16 protein-coding genes are annotated in these 25,528 nt (G+C 53.5%); 9 read left to right on the top strand and 7 right to left on the bottom strand.

The features are described from left to right. Positions 1 to 26 precede the first annotated feature (26 nt). The 7 genes from B2V21_RS12995 to B2V21_RS12965 form a co-directional block, all read right to left on the bottom strand. Entirely contained in the window at positions 27 to 2,216 is a 2,190-nt protein-coding gene (locus tag B2V21_RS12995; protein WP_286917050.1) for a glycosyltransferase family 2 protein, read from the bottom strand. Next, positions 2,176 to 3,402 (bottom strand): glycosyltransferase family 4 protein, encoded by a 1,227-nt coding sequence (locus tag B2V21_RS12990; RefSeq protein WP_286917049.1) that lies wholly within the window; start codon positions 3,400 to 3,402, stop codon positions 2,176 to 2,178. Before B2V21_RS12990 ends, B2V21_RS12995 begins: the two co-directional genes overlap by 41 nt. Further along, the gene (locus tag B2V21_RS12985) at positions 3,399 to 6,431 is read right to left on the bottom strand and encodes a glycosyltransferase family protein (RefSeq protein WP_286917048.1); all 3,033 of its coding nucleotides are present in this window, start codon (positions 6,429 to 6,431) and stop codon (positions 3,399 to 3,401) included. Before B2V21_RS12985 ends, B2V21_RS12990 begins: the two co-directional genes overlap by 4 nt. 40 nt (positions 6,432 to 6,471) lie before the next feature. Next, positions 6,472 to 8,871: a glycosyltransferase family 2 protein gene (locus B2V21_RS12980; protein ID WP_286917047.1), complete on the bottom strand. Its 2,400-nt coding sequence runs from the start codon at positions 8,869 to 8,871 to the stop codon at positions 6,472 to 6,474. A 33-nt stretch (positions 8,872 to 8,904) separates the two neighbouring features. Further along, the gene (locus B2V21_RS12975) at positions 8,905 to 11,220 is read right to left on the bottom strand and encodes a glycosyltransferase family 2 protein (RefSeq protein ID WP_376787064.1); all 2,316 of its coding nucleotides are present in this window, start codon (positions 11,218 to 11,220) and stop codon (positions 8,905 to 8,907) included. 150 nt (positions 11,221 to 11,370) lie between these two features. Beyond that, complete coding sequence (locus tag B2V21_RS12970; protein WP_286917045.1) at positions 11,371 to 12,870, bottom strand: DUF4214 domain-containing protein; 1,500 nt, start codon at positions 12,868 to 12,870, stop codon at positions 11,371 to 11,373. Between the two features lie 17 nt (positions 12,871 to 12,887). Beyond that, entirely contained in the window at positions 12,888 to 13,706 is an 819-nt protein-coding gene (locus B2V21_RS12965) for a hypothetical protein (protein ID WP_286917078.1), read from the bottom strand. A gap of 736 nt (positions 13,707 to 14,442) precedes the next feature. On the opposite strand from B2V21_RS12965, the gene B2V21_RS12960 reads away from it, so the two are divergent. The 9 genes from B2V21_RS12960 (at position 14,443) to B2V21_RS12920 (ending at position 25,480) form a co-directional block, all read left to right on the top strand. Beyond that, positions 14,443 to 16,260: a type I secretion system permease/ATPase gene (locus tag B2V21_RS12960; RefSeq protein ID WP_286917044.1), complete on the top strand. Its 1,818-nt coding sequence runs from the start codon at positions 14,443 to 14,445 to the stop codon at positions 16,258 to 16,260. A gap of 13 nt (positions 16,261 to 16,273) precedes the next feature. Beyond that, the gene (locus tag B2V21_RS12955; protein ID WP_286917043.1) at positions 16,274 to 17,599 is read left to right on the top strand and encodes an HlyD family type I secretion periplasmic adaptor subunit; all 1,326 of its coding nucleotides are present in this window, start codon (positions 16,274 to 16,276) and stop codon (positions 17,597 to 17,599) included. Positions 17,600 to 17,634: 35 nt separating this feature from the next. Next, positions 17,635 to 19,014 carry a TolC family outer membrane protein gene (locus B2V21_RS12950; RefSeq protein ID WP_376787065.1) on the top strand — a complete coding sequence of 460 codons (1,380 nt, stop codon included), beginning with the start codon at positions 17,635 to 17,637 and terminating at the stop codon, positions 19,012 to 19,014. A gap of 277 nt (positions 19,015 to 19,291) precedes the next feature. Then, a complete protein-coding gene (gene gmd, locus B2V21_RS12945) occupies positions 19,292 to 20,323 on the top strand; it encodes a GDP-mannose 4,6-dehydratase (protein WP_049859423.1) in 1,032 nt (343 codons plus the stop codon). Then, the gene (locus tag B2V21_RS12940; RefSeq protein ID WP_286917041.1) at positions 20,323 to 21,219 is read left to right on the top strand and encodes a GDP-mannose 4,6-dehydratase; all 897 of its coding nucleotides are present in this window, start codon (positions 20,323 to 20,325) and stop codon (positions 21,217 to 21,219) included. The genes gmd and B2V21_RS12940 overlap by 1 nt, the downstream gene beginning before the upstream one ends. Next, a complete protein-coding gene (locus B2V21_RS12935) occupies positions 21,220 to 22,365 on the top strand; it encodes a glycosyltransferase family 4 protein (protein ID WP_286917040.1) in 1,146 nt (381 codons plus the stop codon). It begins immediately after the preceding gene. Further along, positions 22,362 to 23,477 carry a glycosyltransferase family 4 protein gene (locus B2V21_RS12930; RefSeq protein ID WP_286917039.1) on the top strand — a complete coding sequence of 372 codons (1,116 nt, stop codon included), beginning with the start codon at positions 22,362 to 22,364 and terminating at the stop codon, positions 23,475 to 23,477. The genes B2V21_RS12935 and B2V21_RS12930 overlap by 4 nt, the downstream gene beginning before the upstream one ends. A gap of 24 nt (positions 23,478 to 23,501) precedes the next feature. Continuing rightward, the gene (locus tag B2V21_RS12925; RefSeq protein ID WP_286917038.1) at positions 23,502 to 24,473 is read left to right on the top strand and encodes a UDP-glucose 4-epimerase family protein; all 972 of its coding nucleotides are present in this window, start codon (positions 23,502 to 23,504) and stop codon (positions 24,471 to 24,473) included. Between the two features lie 2 nt (positions 24,474 to 24,475). Then, on the top strand, positions 24,476 to 25,480 hold the full coding sequence (locus tag B2V21_RS12920) for an MraY family glycosyltransferase (protein ID WP_286917077.1): 1,005 nt from the start codon (positions 24,476 to 24,478) through the stop codon (positions 25,478 to 25,480). The last annotated feature ends 48 nt before the right edge of the window (positions 25,481 to 25,528 follow it).

Genomic DNA, 25,528 nt, shown 5'->3' with positions numbered 1-25,528 from the left:
CTTCAGATGATGTTGAACGGTAAGTGCTAGAAATCTTTTTCGAAAATCACATTACACGGGATAGCTATATTGCGTAAGCCTAGCTGTGTACTAATCTCAGCCATGGAATCTAGGCTAAGCGGGACGTCGGAAGACTGTTCAGGGCAGTGTGATCTCACGCGCTTATAGGTCTCAGTGCGTATTGAAAACATCCAAGAGCTAATAGATTGTGCAGTTTTCGCAAGCTCAAGTTGTCCAAATGCATTGTCGGGGGGGGGGGTTTCTTTTAGGCTGCTTTTGCATTGGCGAGTGTCACCATAATGCAATAGGTCTCCATTGCTATTAAGAATTCGCGGAGTTACAAATCCAATTTCTTTACGGTTAGCATGGCTGGTCAGAGTTTTAAACCAATGAGGATAAGCAGCATGGCGAGTGACGCTAGAAGAGGAATAAATTACTATGCCGTGTTTGTGATGATAGAGTACCTCATCAAGGATTTGAGCAAGTGATTTGTTGGGCGAGACGTGATGCAGCATCACCTTAAATAAGTTAAAAAGGACAATATCTGCAATAGCTTTCCCAGGTGAAGAGCATTGTACTATGTGAATTTGTATGTTGTCTCTGAGTCCGATAGGGAGGTCCTGCAAGAGTTTCAAAGTGCCGTAATTTATGACTTTAGTACTAATTATTAATATGTATTTCTGCTCCCGTGTGCTGTTTGATGGTTTGAACTGCATATACTGGCCATCGTGGCTAAACTTAATTTTTCCGGATTCTCCCATAGCCCGGATATGACTATAAATAGCCTTCCGCATAGCGATTTTTGCGTAGGCCTTTGTACTTATCGAAGACGCCGTAGAAGTCCTTAGCGCTCTCCAGTGGTAGAGGACTTGGTTGATATGAACTATCTGCTGTTGTGAGGCATTGCGTGTGACTCTAAGCGCAAGATCATAGTCTTGGGCTCCTTCATATCCCCGCCTAAACCCCCCGATCATTCGCACCAAATCTGTTTTATACACACCAAAATGACTAATATAGTTTTGGCTGTACATAAGCTCCGGATCATAGCCGGGCTTGAAATATGGGTCATATCTCGCGCCTGTACCATCGCATTTGTCTTCATTTGTATATAAGAGCACGGCTTTTGGATTAGACTGAATAGCGCCTACTACATGAAAAATGGCATCTTTATGCAAAACGTCGTCGTGATCAAGTAACCCGATGTATTCGCCCTGTGCGAGAGCGAGAGCGGCATTCGTAGCCTCACTAATGTGTCGGTTTTCTGCCATAAAAACACAGGAGATCCGCGGATCTGATTGACTATATTGCAGTAGGAGAGATTTCAGCTTGACACAATTGGAACCATCATCTGCAATGCAGAGCTGCCAGTTTTGATAACTTTGGTTCAGCACAGACTCTATCGCTAGAGATAGGTAGTGGAGATCAGACCGGTAGGTTGGAAGGAGTATTGATATGCAAATCGTAGATGTCAGTTGCTGAGAGGATTTGTCTAGCTGGAATAGGTAGGAGTCTAAGTCTGACGCACGTTGCTTTTTTAGATATGAGCTACCCGCATTGAATTTGGCTGGTCCAGCTGTCAGGCTAGCTCCAGTCTTTTGGTCCAATACCAAAACGTCTACGATATCCCGTAAGCAATCTGATGGCGATAATACGAACTGAAAGCCACACCTACTATCGGCCAGCCCCGCAAGTTCAACGTCAGGACGCTCTATGTCTGTGAAAACAGTGCCTACAGCGATGCCATCTACTTGAACGACTAAACCTAGATCTTCTTTGGATGCTGGGAGGTGGGTTGCCCAGCCTCGTACAACCCCATCCCAACCAACGGAGAATGCTCCAACTATTTTTATGTTAGGTCCATGTTGATAAGTTGCAGGGGAGCCGGTAATTGCTTGAAGTCCTTGAGAATCATCTGCAAAAAATACACTTACCGTAAATGACTCTGCCCGCAAATACGTATCGGGAATTTTGAACGAAAAGCCATGATGTCCGTCTCCAATGCCTGACGCCACCAGGTCTGATCGGAACTGCCGCGGCTTCAAGGAGCCAACACGCTTCCCATCTATCAAAAAAATTAGTCTTGGGGCTTTAACGGAGTTCAGTCGATCTAACGCCCAACCCGTGATGCGCCCATCGGCGTAGCCATCTAGATGACCCCAATAAGATCGTTGCTGTTTAATCACCCGTTGTCTCGCCTCCATGAAGAATCTGGCCATAGGTTTCGACCACCTTATCAACTTGAATACGAACTGTGCGGATCTGCTCCTTTGCATGTTTTGGAACTTTAGGTGGAGTACCTAATTGGTCGAGTTGGTGGCACACTTCGATTAACGCGTTTAATGCTGGAGGAATCACCACTCCTGTGACGCCTTGGACAACATCCTCGCCGATGCCTCCTATATTGGAGGCTATTACCCAAACGCCAGCCGCAGTAGCCTCGCGCGTCACGAGGCCAAAGCTTTCAGGCCAAATCGACACAGCAACCAATACGTCCATTTGCGCGTAAAGGTCTTCAATCTTTTCTTGCGGAACCTTTCCGATGTATTTCACCGGAACTGTACCCCACATGTCTTTCGCAACATGATTTGAGGGTACGGAATGATCGACCACTAACGCTTCGAGATTTTTATAAGGTAGCGCAAGAAGAGCTTGTTTGAATATATGATAGCCCTTATGTTCCGCCATTCCTCCAATATGGGCAATACAAATTTTATTCGTGTATGACGTAGCTCTTTTCTTCCATTCGCGTGAATTGATGCCATTAGGATTCGGAACTGTATTTATTACACCATTATGATTGTAAATTTGTTCAAACGCTTGTGAGACAACTTGCACAGAAGAAGCTTTGCTCAAAAGACTTTTGAGATGCGTGCGCCGATTAAGCGACTCTTGTGTGGAAACTCCCTCGGGCGTTAGCAGTGGAGCAAATACGTCAGGGTGGCCATCTTGATAAACATTAGATTCCCGATCCATCAGGAACTGATAGTCTGATATCCACCAAGCATCATGTATAGTTACTATGTATGGTATAGACATCGCTATAGTCGCTTCAACAATGCCCGATCCCAGTCGTTGAATACAATGGAAATGCACAATATCCGGCTTTTCCAGCTCTAGAAATTTCGAGAATAATTCTCCCATCACTGGATCGTAGGGGTTCCAGTCCATATTGATTCTGTAGACGATGCCTGCACGGTACACCCTTACACCTTCATGAAGATAGGTGGTTAAGGTGTGCGGTTTTTGAGAACCGTGATCGCTGGTAAAAACAACGAGATCATAATCCTCCGCATAACCCTTGCGAAGCAGATCGAAATTATCCATCAAGACACGTGTAGCCCCTCCGATAGACTGGGGAGCAAAAAATACATTTACGAGTGCTATTTTTTTCTTAGTGCTCATGACGGGGATCTTTCACTGCGCTGATTATTGACAGACGTTTGTAGCTCGACCAATAGGTCAAGCGTACTTCTCAGCTGTTGAGACATTTTTGGAACTCCGTAATCTTTCACGACGCGCCTATATGCAGCGTCGCCAATGCGGTGACGCAATTCAGGCGAGCGCACCAGCTGCTCAAGCTTTTCATACCAATGTTCAAGGTCAAAAGCGATTAATCCGTCTTCACCCTCATTTATAACATCTATGTAGTTCTGTGTCGGGCTGACAACGGATGGTATGCCGTAGATTGCGGCCTCGAACCATTTAAGCTCGCTCTTGGAGTCAGTTAACGCGTCTGGAATAAGTACCGCGAGATTGATGTCGGCGGCTGAAAGATAAGACCAATACGTTTCCACGGAATCAGTAAGGGGGATTTGTACGATTCGATCAGAAAAAAGCTTTAAAAACTCAGTTGGTAAATTTAAGTAACCGACGATGACGAGCCTTGTCACCGTGTGTTCGCTCATCAGCTTTTTCAAGCCGGGAAGTGCGGTTTCGATAAAATCGCTATTGTGCGCTTTGGTGCCGCTGCCATAGAAGATATTGACATGGTCACGATTGATTTTCTGGGGCGGAGGTCCTGGAATCACGTTTTGCTTATCTAAAGCGTTCCGATGTAGGAAGCATCGGCCTGATGTGACTAGTTTGGCGAGCTCATTTACTAATGGTTGTGTGGATCCAATAGCATAATTGCAGAGCTTAGCAGCTGCCCTGTAGAGACTCATTCCTTTTACAAGATCTTTGTACTCAGCTTCGCTAATATATCCCCCGTATGTTTCTATGGGCGGTGGATATGCACCATCAAAAATAAGATCATCTGTTTCATACACCACTACTTTGCCCATAGCTTTAGCGGTTGAAATGACTTTAACTACATTGGGGAGCGCAGGTGCTCTATAGAAAATACAAATATCATGCAGAGCGATTTCCTGCAGTGCCAGATCGGCATCCACCCACGAGACCGCGGTTGCGCTGTATCCGGCTGCCTCCAGCTGTTCAAGCTTTTGATGAATACGGTATCGTTTGCATTGAGGTAGGAAGAAATCTCCCACAATAAGAACCTTTTCCGAATTAAGCGCTCCTTCGTACCGTCGCTTCGATTTCCCAATAGTCAGTGTTGAATATAAAGCATCGATAACCTTAGCTGTTTCAAAAACGGTATCTATTATTTCAGATCTTTTGTTTTGATGTAAATAAATATCAATTTGTTTAGATGCTTCAGTCCATAGCGTATCAACGATCTCGCCAATATATTCTTCTATCAGCTTTGGATCTGTGAGATTGTCGATCGCTGAAGAGCATATGCTCACTGTGATTGCCGCAGTGCTGATATTTTTGGCTGCGCATCTCAAGGCGTTGATATATGCCCACTCTGAACAGTTTCCATTTGAAACTGCCTTCAGGTATTTGCTCATCGCCCTGGAATATAATCCAGCGCGGTAGTATATATTGCCTAGATGCTCTAATGTGAATGTATGGCTGGCAAACTCAAGTAGTCCGATGTAGATTTCATGTGCCCTATCGAGATTTCCCAAGTGCTCGTAATGATTGCCGATTTCATAGTAAAAATCAGCGTTGCGCATCGAGTCCTTGGTGACTTTCAGTAGTGGAAGCGATGCGGAGCGGAGGATGTGGGCGATAGTATCCCAATATGGTTTGCTCCATTCACTATTGATTTCTTTGATTTCCTCGAAATCAAGCCAACTCGGAATTTTGCCTATAGGCAAATCTAGGCTTGTCAAATATTGAGTAAGGTTACCGATACGACGATCGGAGCCCGACACGCTAGTTGACCAGTGAGCGAAAGCTTGGCTTGGATCGGCTGATAACCTCAGGGCATCCACGTAGTAGCTGGTATAAAAACTATGCTCATACGCTTTTCCCTCTTTAACCAGCTGGAGGTACGAGATTATGGCAAAGTTTCTGCTCGCCCAAGGTCTGTTACCATCAATCTCATATTCTTTCAAAAAGCTGCGCCAGTCGAAACCCACGGGCAGATCTTGTATGTTGAGATGCAATAAATGCAGCTCATGCTCTAGGGTCGGAGCTCTATGCTCAGCAAAGCCATGCGTTTGCCAATGTCTTTCCAAGCCTGTAACGTCGCTGAGGCTGAGGTCCTCGTAACGAGATCTATAAAAAAGCGTATCAACACAGTTATTGGGTGAAAATATGTAGCTCGACGTGGATAGCGTGACTTTACTAGTCCATTGCTTAATCATCGCACAGTCAGCATGTATTTCCTTTGCAATTCTATATAACTGTTCTGCTTTGGCTTCAAGCCCACTGCGATGCGCGTGCCACGCAAGTAAAATGTATAGTTCTGCGTTTGTTAATGCACTATTGCTAAAGGTATGCTTCCGAACGGGTTGCATCATCAGCTGGTCAATGAATTTATCCCAGTCCCAGCCGAGGTTTTCCGATGCTGCAATTGGGATGATATTTTTTGAATATAGGTAGCCTATAACGTTTGGTTCGAATCCATAGGCTTCTAGCAGTTCGCGTATGGAACCCAAATAGGCGCCATGTTCACTATTCATGAAAAGTGAATTCAAATGCTTATCGTTATATGCGCTAAGTGACTTGTAATAGGATCGCACAAACTGAAAATCTCGGAGCTTTTCGGCTTGCTGTTTCCTTAAATAACTGAAAAGTATATGGTACTGAGATGTGCTGGGCTCTTTAAGCTTGTGATGCTTAGAAACATAGAGATCCCAATCTGTATCCTTAGGGATGGTAGAAAGAGAAAGTCCTCTGCTATTCAGCAGGCTATTGAAGTTGGGTGGCCTCGATGCTTTGTTTTCCTCCCAATTTTCCCTAGCCGCTATATCGTCCAGCTGCGACGCGTCGGGAAACCAAGTTCGATAGAATACAGCATCAAATTGAGTGTGTGTGTTACTACTTGGTAACGAATGTCTATCGTTCATGTTGTCACGTAATGGTGTATTCATCAAAAGGATACTGTCGTTGACTTCAATGGCATGGATCGGCGCCATGGGCTATATTCGCCGTCATTTAGTTCTGCGAATGAATTCTTCATCCTTTCAATCTTTCCATTTCTCGCTGCTCAGTTGAGGTTAGAACTGAGTAGCTGTATCTGATTGAGTTGTTAGTTGGTGGTAATGCTAGACCTGAATATGGCCCAGTCAAATAATCATGAGAAAGAGAGGGGTGATAGAAAGGATCGCTTCTATTGATTACGGACCATTTTCTTATGAAGTAATCTTGCTCTCGCTTTGCTCTACTTCGCCTCTCGGCGCTAATGTCCTTGCCACGGCTTGCAGATTCTGCGTGAATTAGCTTGCTGGAAGCTACCCACAAAATACGCCCTCCAGATTCCGTAATTCTCAAACAGAGATCAACATCATTGAAAGCTACCGGAAAAAGGAACTCATCCATGCCGCGGTGTTTCAAGTACAACTCTCTGGTGAGTAGCATGCAAGCGCCAGTCACTGCACTTCGGCGATGTGTAATCTGATTGTTCCCAAGATAACCGGGATCTCTATCTTCTAGGTTGTTCCCTGCGTGTGCGGCGAGGCCATTGATACCTATAACGACTCCACCGTGTTGAACCATACCATTCGACCAAAGGAGTTTCGCTCCTACCACATCTATGTTGGGACGAAGGCAATGCTTCACCAGTTCGGTGAGCCAGTTGCTATCTATGATTTCAATGTCATTATTCAGTAGGCAGACAAGCTCGCCTGTTGATACCTCGGCGGCCCTGTTATTGACTGCAGGATAGTTGAACGCATGCGGATGTGGCAGCACGCGTACACCCCGTGTTTGTAGTTCGTCTAAATATTGGAGCGTTTCATCCTCGGTGGAATCATTATCAACTATAATAATTTCTAAGTTTGGATAATTGGTGCTTTTCAAAACCCCCTCAACACATGTCCGAAGAAGATCAACCCGATCTCGCGTCGGAATCATAAGGGTCACTTTAGGAAACGTTTGGGGGTGAGCCCACTGAGGAACTAGCAGCGCGGGATAAATGTGATTTGGTTTTACAGTCGAACCGGGCACTAGGTTTTGAACCAGCCACCCAATCGACTTTTCTCTTTTTATGTTTCTTTCAGCCCCAACAGGACTTCTAGGTAGTCTAGTATGCCGATGATAAACTACGCGGGGGAGATGCCCTACGGTAGAGCCTGATGTTTCGCTAAAAAAAGCTAGAGCGCTAACGAAGTCTAACCAGCTGATCCGCGCTGGCTGGGTATTTTTTCGAATGCGCTCGAGAACGCTTTTGATCGCTTCAGTCCGTATCACCGCGCCAGGGGTAAATATGTCAGCGCCTAAAAACAGGTCTATATCCCAAATCGGCTTTAACCATGGCGAGGTACGCTCACCATTTATTCCATCGCAATCACAATCACCATATCCCCAAATCACCCCGTCAGTCATCAACCCCATCAGTTGATCAACTGCGTATGGGGATAATCTGTCTCCAGCCATCACGGGAATAATTGCGTCACACTTCTGGGCCTCAAGCTTATTTATTGCCGCTGTAATGTCATCCTCATGAGTCAGCACAGTGAGAGTAACTTCGACCCGTTGATTCGCAACACTTGATTGAGTGATTGTCTCAAGCGTACTGTTCCCATCGGTAATAATCATTACGCCACATCTAAGCGGTGTACCCTCTACAGCTGGTGCTGGCGCTTGAAATACTTCAAACCACTCTGGATAGTGCTCAAATCCAGCACTTTTGGGAAGTAGTAGTTCTTGGTGGCGCGCTACAGTTGCCAACAAAGTATCACAGTGCGTGTTTAGACGAGTGTGGCCATTTGAGCGTACGAGTGACTCTATACCTTCTGGCCAGCAGCATAGCTGCAGTGGACTACCAGACAGGGGTTGACCTCGGTCGTTGAATACCTCGAGATTATGCAGTTTTCCATCCGCTAACACCCACGGCAAATCAATCTCGAAGCCGTGGTGCCGGCTGGCCTTATAAGCTAGAGCGTGATGCAGATGATCGGCGGTGACTGTGGCCAGGGTGTTGATACCTTCTCGGACCGTCACGGTCACTGCTCGATTCGGATCAGTAGGATCGAATGCCCAGCCACTGACTTTAAGTCCACCGGTATGCCATACCTGTGAAGCCGCCGGTGCTGGATCAGCAGGAGAGGGCGCAGGGAGGTGAACAGTTCCTTCAAGCCATTTCTCTTGATTGGCTATACGTGCTGAGATGGTTTTAGCGTTTGAAAGCCAGCTTTCACGAAGCTGAAGGGCGAAACCATTGAATTCGTCGCCCCCATCCGCCCCTGGATGGAATTCGTTAGCTTTGGCAAAGGCTACGCTATGTCCATCGATGAACACTTCGATCACCAGACGTAGCGCGGGTTTTGAAGGGTCTAGTGCCCAGCCTTGTAGTACGTCGCCGTACAGCCCAGTAATGAGTCCACACATACGAGAGGTTGCATTTTGATCGTTCATAGTTCTGTCAGGCTGCGGGCCTATTTCCTTGATTTATCCATGTGCACGGATCCCGGCGTCGACTTCGACTGAAGGTTCTTGATCCAGTATATAAAGGGGCAAACCATACCGCTTGGTCATGGTTTGGCAATAGGCATCACTTGCCGATTCAGGGTCAAGGCTGATTAATCGTTCGCAACCGCTCAATGCTGCCCATTGAGCATGGTCATGTCCAGATGGAGCAAGCAGGCCTAGTACGGCACCGGTTGAACGAAGCGTCGCTAACGCGGGGCCGTCACCTTCGACGCAGAGCACGTTGGCTGAACGCGTTTTGCGAAGTACCTGCGCGATTTTAAGCCATTTGTGCAGCACGTCGGGTTGGGATAGATCGTCCGCTATTATCGCGCGATGTTCGAGAACGTCTGACGTGATATTCACCTTCTCAATGGAGGGGAGGTCGTCGGCGCTGGAACTGATATCTAATCCACACAGTAGATCCTGTAGTGCGACTGGCACTTGAGCAGTCCCTTTGCAAACCAAACCGCGCACACCATTGTTCAGTAGAGCGGTTATGGTTTGACGGAAATCTGCAATATCTCTAGGCATGCTGTATTCCAGTACTGTCATCAAGGGTGTAGTCATTGCCTTGACGGTGATCATCAGACCAGCTTCACCTTGGCGATACTCGAGTATCACCGGCTCATCGACGGGCACTTGATTGTGGGCATAGAGAGGTATGACACCGTTGCTAGGCAGCCCTCGGTTCTCGAGCCAATCGTATATTTCAGGTAGGCGAGCGCTTTGAAGTGCGTTGCGTGCTGGCCGCAATGGATCTCTCTTACAGAAGGCCTCGTAGTCGGATTCGGCGCTAGGAAACCGCGTACGCAATATTGCGTTGTTGTAAGCCACCCTTAGCGCTTTCTCCTCCTTGAAGGAGACTCCGCCTTTGTGAGCGACGAATACGTTGGGAGCTCCGATATGCCTGAAACCATGCTGACGCGCTCGAAGGCACCAATCGGTTTCTTCACCATAACCACGACTCAGATGCACCTCGTCCAAATAGCCCACGACATCCAATGCACTCCGCTTGATATAGAGGCAAAAGCCGCATCCGGTCTCTAGCTCTACCGCAGGGCTGTCCACTTCTCGAGCTAGGTCATCGATCTTGGCGTGTTCGATGGCATTTGGCATCGGCGCGCTAATGCGGCTAATAGGAAAGCTCATCAGCTCGCCATTGTTGGTAAAGGGGGTAACTGAGGCGATATCGGCCGAGGCGTACGCCTTTGCATGCAGCCGGTCCAGCCAATTGCCTTGGACTCGTGTATCGGCATTGAGCCAGACCACGTCTTGCAAGCTATTGAGTGCCATGCCGCGGTTCATGTTCCTAATGAAACCCAGATTAACAGGATTCTGCACCAGCTTGATCTTACCTTTCCCTGCCAAGACGTTGAGCGCCTTTCGCAAACCTGGAATCGGCGTGGCATCTTCCAGTACTACGATCCGGTGTGGTATGCGATTGAGCTTACGAGCTGCGATCGCGCTGTTGATGCACTCAAGGGTTTCCTCAAGCCCGTCATAGACCGGAATCAGTACATCGACTGACTGAGTTGTACCTGTTCCAAGAACTGCAGGGGGCGGGACGAACGTTGGCATCGCCGACACCGGGCTGCCCAGCAAGCAGGCTCCTGCTGAGAATCTTATGTTCACGGCCCGCGTGGGATTAGGAACCTTGATTCGGATCCCGCCGTGAGTGGCGGGAAGGCCTATGGCAATCAGTAGCGGATGCGCCAGATTTGCCGTCAACGACATCGTTTGCCCGTTGGACTCAAGCTCCAAAGTGGGCACAGCTTGTGGATTGCGTAGATCCACGGCCCAACCCTGAACTTCCTTTTCCTCGGGGCTGTAGCGAACCACGCCAAAGGTAGAAGCGCCATCGGGCTGGGCGAGCAGCAACTTCAACACGAAAGAGAGTTCACTCGCCTCGGTGATATCAGGAAGGTGCGCCAGAATTGATGTGCGCAATTTCTGGGGCGACTCACACTGGCTACGGGCTTGCCACAGAGTCATTCTCAAAGAAAGGTCGTTTGGGTTTTTCTGCCAGGCCGACCACAGATACTCTTTCGCAAGCTTTGGCTGATGCTGAAGAAGAATGCTTCGGCCGACCAAGGCGTGTACGTCTGGTCGATGAGGAAGCAGGTGCGCTGCATTGCTTAGAAAAATAAAAGCCAACTGCGGATCATGCGGCAATGTCCCGATACCTTTCCAGATCAAAGCCTCCGGTCGGTATTCGGACGTTTGCATGGCGCGTTCCAGCGCTGCAGCGGCGAGGTCATGCTCATTGGCCTGACGGTGACGGTGAAAAATGTCCATGAGCGTTTCTCGCTCACGATCAAGGGGTCTGGACATGGGCTGATCGATTCGCCATTCAAAATAAAAAGAAGGGCGACTCTAAAGTCGCCCCTTTTTTCAACATACGCTCAGCCTTTCAGCCGAGCGTATTTTCCGACTTAGCAGGGTGAATTACACCGCGCCGTGCAGCACAACAACGTTGTCGATGTGAGCAATGGCTTCCTGCGAACCGATGATGCCGATGGCAACGTCGGCATGGGTGGCGCCGTTAGCCAGAGCCTCGACCCAGCCTGCTTTACCAGTAACGTCGGCAGCAGCCTGCTCTTCAGTACGACCCAGCGCTTTTACATAGAGGTCGTTCAGGAAGTTGTCGGTCGACTTCTCGGCTGCTTCGGAAGAACCCAGGATGCCAGCGGCAACTTCGGCACGGCTTGCACCGTTCACCAGTTGGCTAACCCACGACGACAGACCATCAGCGTCGGCAGTACGCTCCAGAGCTGCTTGGTACAGAGCTTCGACGAATTCGCCGTTGCTGCTGTCCTGAGCGATGGCTTCTTGCGAAGTAGCGATGCCGGTTACGACGTCTACCAGGGAGCCACCGTTGGCCAATACGCTCAGCCAGTTTTGAGCACCAGCAGTGTCTTCACCGATGCCACGACCCAGCAGGGTGGTGTACAGGGTGTCGATGAATGCGGTGTTGTCGGCGTCGGTGTACTCGGCAGAGTTCAGGAAGTTCTCGGCAATGGTGTTCACCGAAGTGCCAGCATTGACCTGAGTAGTCCACTGCTGAGCACCAGTAACGTCAGCGTCACGGCCGAGGATACCTTCATACAGACGCAGGGCGACAGCTTCGGCATCGTTATGAGCCAAAGCAACGGTGCTCAGAACGCCTTCGCTATCAGTGAAGCTCAGGAATTCAGCGTCGGTGATTGCAGCAGTTTGGCCAAGGCCTTGAGCGCCGTTCAGCGTAACGTTGAAGTTGTTGCCTGCAACGAAGCTGTAGTTGGCAGACGAACCATCCAGCTGAACCACGTCATAGCCAGCGCCAGTGTTGACGACATCAGAATGGTTTACACCGCTCAGAACGATGGTGTCGTTACCAGTGCCGGTGGTGATGACGTTGTTGCCCAAGCCGGCCACTACAGTATTGTTGCCGTTACCAGTAGTGATGATGTCGTTGCCGAAGCCGGCGTCGATGTAGGTGTTCTGGTCGCCGGTTACAGTAATGATGTCATCGCCGTTGCCAGTTTTGACCAGGAATTCGACGGCAGTTGCTGGATCAGCGGCAACAGCGGCGGCTGCGATGCTGAAGGCGTTTACAGTCGATGCATCTGCTGCAGCGGCCGCAGCTACGACAGGATTGAATGTAACGTTGAGGTTAGCATTGCTGTCCAGTACGAACGCCTTGGCTGAAGCCAACGAATCAGGAATAGCCAAGTTAACGGTGTCGCCAGTACGACCAGCGATGGTGCCCGTAACGACTTCTGCAGCGGCAGTCTGACCAGTAGGAGTCAGAGGTGCAGAAACGCCATCCCAGCTAGCCAGGTTGACAGTTTCGGTGGTTTCCAGGCTGAGCAACGAACTGATCGCGGCCGCAGTTGCGGACGAGAAATTGGTGCTGGTCAGAGAGGTCTGGAACGTTTCGGACGAAATAGGGCTGTCGTATTGCATGTGTAATTCCTGTTACTTCAGGCCATCTGGCCTGTGCTGCTGATTTTCTGCTTCAGTGCAGAGTTTTCCCAAGGAGACTTATAGCGGGGAGCGTTCATCTTCGTAACGGGATCTATAGAGAGATGCAGCGCCACCAATGGCTCGGTGCCAGTGGGGCCATACATCATCTGGTTGGGCACGACGAGTTGCGGCGAGGAGCCGGAAAACACGATGTGACCTGACAATTCGTAAAGGGAGCGGTTGGGCCCGACGAGGCTGAAACCTGCTGAAATAAGCGGGGATGCCTTACCGCGCGTGCCGGTGAATGTGCCAGCTGCGACGTTTGGACTAGGCCCGGAGCCTGCGACGGTGGATGTGTAGACTAAGTCCACGCCAGCAGGCTTGTTCTCCCAGATGACGCTAAAACCTTCCAAGCGCTTGGTGCCGTCGTGCTCGCCTACCCAACCTTTATTCGATTCCACATCGCCAGCACCTTGTAGATGCGCAATGAGTTTCAAGGACGCGGGCGAAGCGATTGCCTCGATTGCAGGGCTTGGCTCTGGGGTGGCCACAACTGCAAAATTTCGCATGATTGCAGGGGAGGTGTCGATACGATCAATGCGCAAATCGATAGGATCAATCTCGGCATCGAACATATGGTATTCGGTGATTAAAACAGTGGCGACGCCACTTTTGACTCGGGCAACTATGGTGTCTCCCAAGTGGGTCAGCATGTTCTTGCTGACGCCTTCAGCCGGGAAGAAATCAATGGATCCCTTGCCCAATGGTGCTTGCTGTAGGGCGATGCACACCGGTTTATCCACCGGAGGCTGCGAGGCATACCTGAAGATGTACATTCCTGGCTCTAGCAGGGTAACCCGCGAGCTGATTTTCAGGCCATCTAGTGCATGCGAAGGCAGTGACATGAATTCCAATTTCCTGTTGGCTGAAACACACTGTGTCATCTAAAAAACATGACAAGCCCTAAAACAATAACGTGGCCAGTGGCGGCGTCCCTGCGTGCAAGAATGATTGAGCGTAAGGGGGGGGTATGTCAATCACCCAATGTAAAAATTCTTACACGCTCATCTGAAAAGCCGCAGGAGCGGCTGATGAGCGAGCTCATCATACGCCGTCATATTCAGACAGCCTCATTACGAAAAATGCTACGCTGCGCCAAAAAATAAAAAAACGTTAAAAAACAATAGGTTGTGAATCATATTTGAATGTAATAATTTAATTCGACGGATTTCAGTCGTTGCAGTGGAGGCGTTTCGCCATATTCTCACGCTAGATCATTCGTTTGGCGCTCTGGCATTTAACTACCAATTTCCTGAGGGTCTTCGTGATCGTTGCCTTAGGTAGGATCACCGAAATGCTTGACATGCCTAGGCGTCCCCAGCGAGGCCTAGATGAATAAAAAATTAGGAAAAAAATCATAGTTCTTCTTGTTGTGCTTCCATATGCTTCCACGGGTTTTGCGCTAGGGCGCTAGCCGTCTGCCTACGTCGGTAGTTGTGGTGCTCACTCCTATCAGATGAAAGCAAGTGGTACACTGAGCGCCGTTTTTGCCATTTTTTCAGTACGGATACTATGAGTCGGCCACGTGAAAATAATCTGCAGGCAGCATTAAAGGCCTGCAAAACCAGCTTCCTCTCGGTAGGCTTCTTCAGCTTCTTCGTAAACGCGTTGATGCTGGTGCCAACCTTTTTCATGATCCAAGTGTCCGGTAGGGTGGTTCCAGCAAGCAGCACTTCTACCTTGGTGATGCTGACCCTGATACTGACTGTGCTCATGATCACCATGGGTGCGCTCGAATGGGTCCGCTCCAGAATCATGGTTCGTATAAGCAATCGGCTCGATGTCTTGCTCAGCCGCGACGTGTACCGAGCTAGCTTCAAACGCGCGTTGAGCAGTGGTGGCATGGACGCAACAGCTCAATCGCTAAACGATCTGACGTCGCTGCGCCAGTTCCTCACTGGAAACGGCCTGTTTGCATTTTTCGATGCCCCTTGGTTTCCTATCTATACAGCTGTGATGTTTCTGTTTCACCCTTGGTTTGGTTGGATGACCGTGGGGTCGGGCTTAGTCCTGATCGTATTGGCGTTCGCCAACCATAGGTACACGGCGAATGCGATCGCTTCCGCCAACAAGGAAAGCGTTAGCTCAAATGTCACAACCAACAAGACATTGCGCAACGCGGAAGTGATCGAATCCATGGGGATGCTCGAGACGCTGATGAACCGGTGGGCGATACGTCAACGCAGGGTGTTGATGCTGCAATCGGACGCCAGCGACAAAGGCGGAACTATCTCCTCCATTTCAAGAACATTTCGAAATTGGTCCCAATCGATAATGTTGGCTTTGGGTGCCTATTTGGCGATCACCCATCAGATCAACCCTGGCCTGATGATGGCGGGCTCGCTTCTTTTAGGTCGTGCTCTAGCTCCGATCGATCAAATAATCAGCAGCTGGAAAGGTTTCATTGCTGCGCGGGTTCAGTACACTCGCCTTAACGGCGTGCTGGACAAACTCAGCGCAGAGCCTGACCGCATGCCGCTACCAGCGCCACAAGGTCATATCCAGGTCGAAAATCTCGTCGTTGCGCCGCCGGGCGCCAAGGCCCCGGTCATCCGCAACATCAGTTTCGTTGCGCCCGCCGGTTCAATCGTCGGTATCGTCGGCCCTAGCGCTGCGGGCAAATCGACCCTCGTTCGTGCATTGATGGGCATTTGGCCTACACAGCACGGCGTTGTACGACTCGACGGCGCAGACATCAGTAGTTGGGACAAGCACGAACTAGGCCCCTATGTGGGGTACCTGCCTCAGGACATCGAGCTTTTTGAAGGGACGATCAGCGACAATATCGCGCGCTTTGAAAAAATCGACGCGGAAAAAGTCGTGCAAGCAGCACAGACTGCAGGCGTCCACGAAATGGTGCTGATGCTTCCGGACGGCTATGACACCGTGATCGGTAGCGACGGCATCAACCTCTCAGGTGGTCAGCGTCAACGAATTGGCTTGGCACGTGCAATCTATGGCAACCCGCGACTGATTGTGCTGGATGAGCCTAACTCCAACCTCGATGAGGTTGGTGAGCGTGCATTGAGCGTGGCCCTGCAAAAGATCAAGGAAACAGGCGCCACCGTGTTCATCGTTTCCCACCGCCCCAACATACTTTCACGATTGGACCGCATCCTGGTGATGTCGAACGGGACGATTTCTCTCTACGGCGAACGAGACAAGGTCATCGCCGAGCTTGCCGCTCAGCAGGCCAAAGGTCAGGCTCGTGTTGCGCAGCCCGGGGCCGCCGCTCCCGGCGCCGTAGCTCCAGCAGCACCGAAGCCTCCAGCGCCTCCGGCAGGCCCCGCTGCGCCAGCACCTGCTGCTTCTGCACCCAACGGCGCTTGAAAGGAATTCATCAGTGACCAGCAAGGCTATTACCACGTTCGACCACAACTTCGACGACATGCCCACCTCCGATCGAGGCATTCGGCGCATTGGCTTGACGATTGTTTTTGTGACTTTCGGTATTTTCGGTACCTGGGCTGCAGTAGCGCCATTGGGAAACTCAGTGCATGGCACCGGCAACGTAACTGTTCAGAGCTACCGTAAAACGGTCCAACACCTCGAGGGCGGTATCGTAAAAGAACTGCTTGCCCGCGATGGCGACATGGTCAATAAGGGTGATCCGTTGATCGTGCTGGATGAAGGCCAACTAAGTGCCGAGTATGAGTCCACGCGCAACCAGTTGATCGTTGCCCGCTATAAAGAGGCCCGTTTGCGCGCCGAGCGCGACGGGTTGCAGGCCATTCCGCCCGTGGTCTTGTCCGGCACCGACTCGGAACGTGCACAAGAGGCATTGGCCGGCGAGCAGCAGGTCTTCAGTGCGCGTCATGACTCACGGTTGAGCGAGATATCTGTCCAGCGCGAGCGCATCAGTCAGTTGAAGCAGCAGATTCTGGGCCTGCAGGACATGATCAAGACCAAGCAGAATCTGGAAAAGTCCTATACCGGTGAAATCGTTCAGCTCAAGGACCTGCTGTCTCAGGGGTTTGTCGACAATCAGCGTTTGCTGGAACAGCAGCGCCGTTTGGACATGCTCAAGACGGAAGTGGCCGATCATCAGTCCACCATTGTGAAAACCCGCCTGCAGATCAGCGAGACAGAAATGCAGATCGTGCAGCTGAACAAGAAATTCAGCTCGGACGTGGCTAACGAGCTTTCCGATGTGCAGGCTCAGGTGTTTGATCTGCAGGAGAAAGAGAGTGCCTTGAGCGATCGCCTGTCCCGCGTGGTCATTCGTGCGCCGGAAAGCGGCATGGTGCTGGATATGAAAGTGCATACGGTAGGCGGTGTGGTCAGTGCTGCTACTCCACTGCTGGATATAGTACCTGCTTCCGCAGAGCTGATTGTCGAGGCGCACGTCGCACCGAATGACATCGATCGGCTTTCGCTTGGCAAGAGAGCAGATATTCGTTTTAGCGCTTTCAACAACTCTACTACTCCAGTAATCGAAGGCGAGGTAACCCGTATTTCGGCCGACGCGTTGAAGGACGAGCGTTCAGGTGATCCCTATTACCTGGTGCGCGTTAAGGTGTCCGAAGACGGCATGAAGAAACTCGGTGATCGTAAATTGCAGCCTGGCATGCCTGCTGAAGTGCTCATCAATGCTGGTGACCGCACTATGTTGGAGTATCTACTTAAGCCTGCGCAGAATCTAATCGCCACGTCGATGATCGAGGAATGATCGTGCTGCGTTTGCTACCTGGTGTGATGTTGAGCATGTTCGTTTTGCAAGCAGTGGGCGCGGAACCGGTGGTGCCCAAGGATTTGCCTCCCAAACCGCCCGTATCAGCGTTGACCTACGCGCTTGACCTTGCCGGCCTGTATCGCGAGGCGCGCTTGGAAGATCCACGGGTGCTGGCAGCCTATGCTCGGGCCCGTGCTGCCTCTGAGCAACAGCGCGAGGCGCTTGGTGGCTTGCTGCCGCAGTTGTCGGCGCAGAGCAACGTCAACCGGATCCTGCGCAAGGACGACGCCGCGCGGGAAATCTATGACAACAAGAGCTATTCCCTGAGCCTGACCCAATACCTCTATAACAAGACGGCTTGGGAGGGCTGGCAGAAGTCCAAGAGCGTCACTGCGCAGAAAGGCGCGCAGGCTGAGGACGCCCATGCCGAGGCAACAGTTGACTTGGCCAAGCGCTATTTCATTGCCTTGGCTGCCGACGACGAACTGGAACTGGTGCAAGCCGAACGCCGGGCGACGCAGAAGAACCTTGATCGGGTGAACATGCTGTATGAACGGCAAATGGCCAAGATCACCGATCAGCTGGATCTCAAGGCGCGGGTCGATGCACTGGCAGCGCAGGAAGTGGATGCGCGTAACCAGGTGCAGGTGAGTCGCGAAGCGCTGTCGGAGATTGTCGGGCGGCGCATTGATGAGCGTTTGAGTCGGGTGCGTAACGACGTGGCATTGCAGGCGCCGGTCGCGCCCTTAGCCAACTTCGTGTCCCAGGCAATGGAGGCCAACCCGTTGCTCAAGGCCTACCAAAGTGGTGCCGAAGCCGCAGATGCCGCCGTGCGTGAAGGGAAGGGTGGGCACTATCCGCAACTGAGTGTAAGTCTGAGTGCGCAGCAGAGCGACGTGGGTTACGACAATACCTTGACGCCGCGCAGTGATAGTTATGTTGCGACGTTGGGCGTAAGGGTTCCCATCTATAGCGGTGGGTCTACTTCTGCGCGGGTGCGCGGTCTCTATGATGATCAGCTAGCCGCAGAGCAGGATCTCGAAGGCATCCGGCGTCAAGTCGTCAAGGAGACGACCACGGCCTATCTGACCGCGCAGGCCAGCGTCGAGAAGATCCGTGCGAACAAGAACGCCTTGTCTTCGGCTCAGCAGTCCAGCGTTGCAGCTCAGAAAGCCTTTGCCTATGGCGTGGTTAATGCGGTGGACGTTTTGACCAGCGTGCAGAATGAGTTCAAAGCGCGCAGGGATTTGCTCAAATCCCAATATGACTTCATTACCAACCTTTTCATGTTGAATCGTTGGAGCGGGCAGTTGAACCAAGAGAGTGTCGACAGTGTCAACGTCTGGCTCAGCCCAGAGCCCGAGCAAGGCCTGCCTGGCGGCGACGTTGCCAAGGTGAAAACCAAATCCTGATCGATGCTGTATCGCCGACGTAACAACCCCGTAGGAGCGGTCATTGGCCGCGAACGGCGCACCGCGACACATCAGTGAGTACGCGGTGTTCTTTTCGCGGCCAATGACCGCTCCTACGGGTGACAGGCGCCAGGCGCGGGGAGACTGGGCTGAGCTGGCGGGTATATGTATACTCCGCGCTTTGCATATTCGAGCGCCGGTGCTTTGCGCTGCCGCAAGCGTGGTTCGGTTTCTCTTTCGCTGCCTCGTCGGCACTAAATGGAGTTGGTTAATTCGCATGAAAGCTATTGTCACTGGTATCACTGGTCAAGATGGCGCCTACCTGGCGGAACTGCTGCTGGAAAAGGGCTACACCGTTTACGGCACCTACCGCCGCACCAGCTCCGTCAATTTCTGGCGTATCGAAGAGCTGGGTATCCAGAACAACCCCAACCTGCACCTGGTTGAGTACGACCTGACCGATCTGTCCGCCAGCATCCGCTTGCTGCAGACCACCGAAGCCACCGAGGTGTACAACCTCGCTGCGCAGAGCTTCGTGGGTGTTTCCTTCGAGCAGCCGCTGACCACTGCCGAAATCACCGGCCTGGGCGCTGTGAACCTGCTGGAAGCCATCCGCATCGTCAACCCGAAAGCGCGCTTCTACCAGGCCTCGACCTCCGAGATGTTCGGCAAGGTGCAGGCCATTCCTCAGATCGAGGAAACCCCGTTCTACCCGCGCAGCCCTTACGGTGTGGCCAAGCTGTACGCCCACTGGATGACCATCAACTACCGCGAGTCGTACGGCATCTTCGCCACCAGCGGCATCCTGTTCAACCACGAATCGCCACTGCGCGGCCGTGAGTTCGTGACCCGCAAGATCACCGACACCGTCGCCAAGATCAAGCTGGGCCTTCAGGACACCCTGGAACTGGGCAACATGGACGCCAAGCGCGACTGGGGTTTCGCCAAGGAATACGTCGAAGGTATGTGGCGCATGCTGCAGGCCGACGAGCCGGACACCTTCGTGCTGGCCACCAACCGTACCGAAACCGTGCGTGACTTCGTCACCATGGCATTCAAGGCCGCGGACATCGAGATCAAGTGGCAGGGCGAGGCCGAAGCCGAGCAGGGCCTGTGCGCCAAGACCGGCAAGGTCCTGGTGTCGGTCAATCCGAAGTTCTACCGCCCGACCGAAGTCGACCTGCTGATCGGCAACCCGGCCAAGGCCAAGGAAGTACTGGGCTGGGCGCCGAAAACGTCGCTGGAAGAGCTGTGCCGCATGATGGTCGAGGCCGACCTGCGCCGCAATGAGCAAGGGTTCTCGTTCTGATGGCTAATGTCGGCAAGCGTGCATTGATCACTGGTATCCAGGGTTTCACCGGTCGCTACATGGCGGCCGAGTTGACGGCCCATGGGTATGAAGTCATCGGCCTGGGCAGTCAGCCGTCAGAGGAGCCTGGTTACTACCAGGCCGACCTGAACGATGCGCCCAGGCTCGCCGCCTTGCTGGCAGAGCTGCAGCCTGACTATGTGGTCCACCTCGCCGCGCTGGCGTTCGTGGGCCATGGTGTGGCTGATGCGTTCTATCAGGTCAACCTGATCGGGACGCGCAACTTGCTCGAAGCGCTCGCCGCTTCGGGCAAGGCGCCTGAATGTGTATTGCTGGCCAGTAGCGCCAATGTGTATGGCAATGCATCCGAAGGCATGCTGGACGAAGGCACGGCGCCCGCGCCGGCCAACGATTACGCCGTCAGCAAGCTGGCCATGGAATACATGGCCAGCCTGTGGCAAACCCGCTTGCCGATTGTCATTACCCGGCCGTTCAACTACACCGGGGTGGGGCAGGCGGACAATTTCCTGTTGCCCAAGATCGTTTCGCACTTCCGCCGCAAGGCTGAAGTCATCGAGTTGGGCAACCTCGATGTATGGCGCGATTTCAGCGACGTTCGTGCGCTGGTCGCCGCCTACCGCGGGCTGTTGGAAAACAAGCCTTTGGGGCAGACCGTCAATGTCAGCTCGGGTGTCACCCATTCCCTGCGCGAAGTGATCGAGTTGTGCGAGAGCATCACCGGCCACAAAATCCGCGTGGAAGTGAACCCGGCATTCGTGCGCGCCAACGAAGTGAAGACGCTGTGCGGTGACAATGCCCGCCTGCGCTCGCTGGTCGGCGACTGGCAGACCCCGCCCTTACGCGACACTCTGCAATGGATGCTGGCTGCCCAATAAATGAAGGTTGTCCTTTCCGTCGAGCCTGTCCGCTTTCCGCTGACGGGCATCGGTCGTTACACCTATGAATTGGCGCGGCGTCTGCAGAAAAGCCCCGAGATCACTGACCTGCAGTTCTTTGCTGGTCGCAGTTTCCTGCCAGGCTTGCCCAGTGCGGCCGATGCCTCTGGCAGTGGCTACAGCCTCAAGCGTGCGGTGCAGAAGAACTTTCTCGCCATCGAGGCCTATCGCCTGCTGATGCCGCTGCTCAAGGCCCGAGCCTTGAAGGCTCATGGCGACTACTTGTATCACAGCCCCAACTACTATCTGCCGCCGTTCAAAGGGCCTCGCATCGCGACGTTTCACGATTTGTCGCCGTTCACCTGGTCCCAGTGTCATGCACCACAGCTGGCGCGCTACCTGCAGAAAGAACTGCGGCTGACCTTGAAGCGGGCTGATCGCCTGATCACTGATTCCGAATTCACTCGGCGCGAATTGGCCGAGTATTTCGACTGGCCCATCGAGCGGATCGATGCCGTACCGCTGGCCAGTTCCCCGGAATTTCATCCACGCAGCGCCGCCGAAACCAGCGAAGTGCTCGCCCGTTATGGCCTGACCCATGAGGGTTACAGCCTGTTTGCCGGCACCATCGAGCCGCGCAAGAACATCGAAACGCTGCTCACGGCCTATGAAACCTTGCCGCTGGCCACGCGTCAGCGTTGGCCGCTGATTCTTGCCGGCTATCGGGGCTGGCGCAACGACGCCATTTTTGCGCGCATCGAGTCGGCGCAGCGCCAGGGCTGGGCGCGTTATCTAGGATTCGTGTCCGCCGAGGACCTGCCGATCCTGTTCGCAGGCGCGCGGTTGTTCGTGTTTCCGTCGCTGTACGAAGGTTTCGGCCTGCCGGTTCTTGAGTCGATGAGCTCGGGCGTGCCGGTGGTCTGCTCAGATAACTCCTCGCTGCTGGAGGTGGCAGGTGATGCGGCCCTGATGTGCGAAGCGATGGACATCGAGACCTTGGCGAAGCATATGGTTCAGGCACTGGAAGACGTTGAATGGCGCGCGGACGCACGTCAACGGGGCCTGGCCCACGCTAACGGCTTCTCGTGGGACCGCTGCACCGCACAAACGCTGATCGCCTATCGCAAGACGTTGGAAAACCGATGATCAAGGTGCTGCATTTTTTCAAGACCTACTTTCCCGATTCCATGGGCGGCGTCGAGCAGGTCATCTTCCAGCTGGCTGAAGGCTGTGCCGCTGGCGGTGTGCAGTCCGAGGTCCTGTACCTGAGCGATCGCGGCGCCGCACGCAACGAGCGGGTAGGGCACCACATCGCCCATCGCTCGAAACTTGATCTGCATGTGGCTTCCACCGGATTTTCCTGGTCGGCGCTGGGCGATTTCAAGGCATTGGCCAGCCAGGCGGACCTGATCCACTACCACTTCCCATGGCCGTTCATGGACCTGGTGCATTTTGCCAGCCGTACGGGCAAGCCGTCGGTGGTCAGTTACCACTCCGATATCATCAAGCAGAAGACTTTGCTCAAGCTGTACCAGCCGCTGATGAACCGCTTTCTCGGGGCCATGGACCGCATTGTCGTGTCTTCGCCTGATTACGCGGCGAGCAGTCCGGTACTGCAGCGTTTTCCCGAGAAGCTGTCGGTCATTCCCTTCGGCCTCGACCCGGCGACCTATCCCAAACCCAGCGCCGAGCGCCTGACGCACTGGCGTGGTCGCTTTCCTGGCAAGTTCTTTCTGTTCGTTGGCGCGCTGCGTTACTACAAGGGTTTGAACTACCTGCTGGACGCAGCCAAAGCCACTGGGCTGCCGGTGGTGATTCTCGGCGGTGGCCACCTGGAAACCGAACTCAAGGCTTACGCCCAGCAGTTGGACGTGAGCAACGTGCATTTTCTCGGCGGCCTGCCGGATGAAGACAAGGCGGCGCTGCTCACCTTGTGCCACGCCTTTGTCTTTCCTTCGCACCTGCGCTCCGAGTCGTTCGGTATTTCGCTGCTTGAAGGCGCGATGTACGGCAAGCCGATGATCTCGTGCGACATCGGCAGCGGCATGAGCTACATCAATCGTGCCGGGGAAACCGGGCTGGTGATTCCACCCCGCGATCCGCAGGCGCTGGCAGCGGCCATGCAGACCCTGTGGAACGACGAGGCCATGGCCAGTGCCATGGGCGCCGCCGCGGCCCGGCGTTTCCAGCAGTTATTTACCGCACAAGGAATGGCGGACAGTTATGTGCAGTTGTATCACGACGTATTGCAGCGTTAACCCACTCGACCAAGGTACTGGCTCATGATCTCGAAACCTGTTTTGGTCACTGGCGCGTCGGGTTTCGTCGGCGCCGCCGTAGCGGCGCGTCTGGTGCAGCTGGGCTGCCCCAACACGCGGGGGGCAGTTCGCCGCGCCTACACGCAACTGCCTCTGGACGTTGAAGGGTGCGTGGTTCCGACCCTGGCTACCGACACCGATTGGACCAGCGCCCTGGCCGGCATCGACAGTGTCGTCCACGCCGCTGCGCGGGTGCATGTCATGCGCGAGTCCCAGGCCGACCCCTTGGCGGCGTTTCGCCGGGTCAACGTAGAAGGTACCTTGAACCTCGCCCGTCAGGCCGCTCAGGCCGGGGTTCGGCGCTTCGTGTTCATCAGCTCGATCAAGGTCAATGGCGAAGCCACCGAGCCGGGCCGGCCGTTTCGTGCCGACGACGAGCCGGCACCGCAGGACGCCTACGGGGTGTCCAAGCTGGAAGCGGAGGTGGGCCTGCGTGCGCTGGCTGAGACTACGGGCATGGAAGTGGTGATCATTCGTCCGGTGCTGGTGTACGGGCCAGGCGTACGGGCGAACTTCCAGGCGCTGATGAGCCTGGTCAACAAAGGCGTACCGTTGCCATTCGGCAGAACCAGCAATCGCCGCAGCCTGGTCGCTTTGGATAACCTTGTAGACTTGGTGTGCACTTGCCTGGATCATCCAGCGGCCGCCCATCAAACCTTCCTGGTCAGTGACGGCGAAGCAGTGTCGACCGCAGGTCTGGTGCGAGCCATGGCAACGGCGCTGGGCAAGAAGCCGCGTCTGCTCGATGTGCCGCTGCCGTGGATGAGCCGCGTGGCGCAGGCGCTGGGGCAAGGCGCAGTCACGCAGCGTCTGTTCGAGTCGCTGGAAGTGGACATCGACAAGAATCGCCAGCTGTTGGGTTGGGAACCCTCCACCCGAATGGCCGATGCATTGCTCGCCACCGCGCGGCCCTACGTGGAAGCGCGACGCCGATGAGCATGCTGCTGTGGTTGGTAATCGTTCTGGTGATGGCCTACGGGCTGACCTACGCATTGCGCCGCTATGCGCTGGCGCGCAGCCTGATGGACGTACCCAATGCGCGCAGCTCCCACACGGTGCCGACACCGCGCGGCGGCGGGGTTGCCATCGTGCTGGTGTTCCTCGCGGCCATAACGCTGCTGACCCTGAATGGAACGCTGGACAGCCGCTCCTGGCTGGCGCTGTTCGGCAGTGGTGCGCTGGTGGCGGTGGTGGGTTTTCTCGACGACCATAATCACATTGCCGCGCGTTGGCGTCTGCTTGGGCATTTCGGTGCCGGCGCGTGGGCTTTGATGTGGCTGGGCGGCATGCCCGGTGTGCTCGGTGCAGTCGATGGCCTTGCGCCGGTGTGGTGGGCGTTCGGCCTTTTGTATCTGGTGTGGATGCTCAACCTCTACAACTTCATGGACGGTATCGACGGCATCGCCAGTGTCGAGGCCATCTGCGTGTGCGCCGGGGCCTGCGTGATCTATGCCGTGGGCGGGCACCCTCAGTTGATGTGGCTGCCGGCCTTGCTCGCTGCAGCGGTGGCGGGCTTTTTGCTGTGGAACTGGCCGCCGGCGAAGATTTTCATGGGCGATGCGGGCAGCGGGTTTCTCGGGCTGGTCCTGGCTATCCTTTCGGTCCAGGCCGCGTGGGTCGAGCCGAATTATTTCTGGGCCTGGGTCATCCTGCTGGGGGTGTTCATCGTCGATGCGACATTCACCCTGCTGCGCCGCCTGCTGCGCGGCGACAAGGTGTACCAGGCCCACCGAAGCCATGCCTATCAGTACGCTTCACGGGTTTACGGCAGGCACCTGCCGGTCACCGTTGCAACGGCGTTGATCACCTTGGGGTGGCTGTTACCCATCGCCCTGTGTGTGACGGTTTTCGGTCTAAACTCTGTGCTGGGCACCGTCATTGCATACATCCCTTTGTTGTGGCTTGCTTTTCGTTATCATGCGGGCGAATTGGAACGCATATGAAATTGCGTCCGCGCGCTGGTGCAATCCACTGATCGCACTTATGGTTAC

Source organism: Pseudomonas sp. UBA6276, assembly GCF_002438365.1.
In the GTDB taxonomy this organism is placed as follows: domain Bacteria; phylum Pseudomonadota; class Gammaproteobacteria; order Pseudomonadales; family Pseudomonadaceae; genus Aquipseudomonas; species Aquipseudomonas coleopterorum.
Note: the sequence above shows the minus strand (reverse complement) of the source record. Positions and strands in the feature narration are given on the sequence as shown.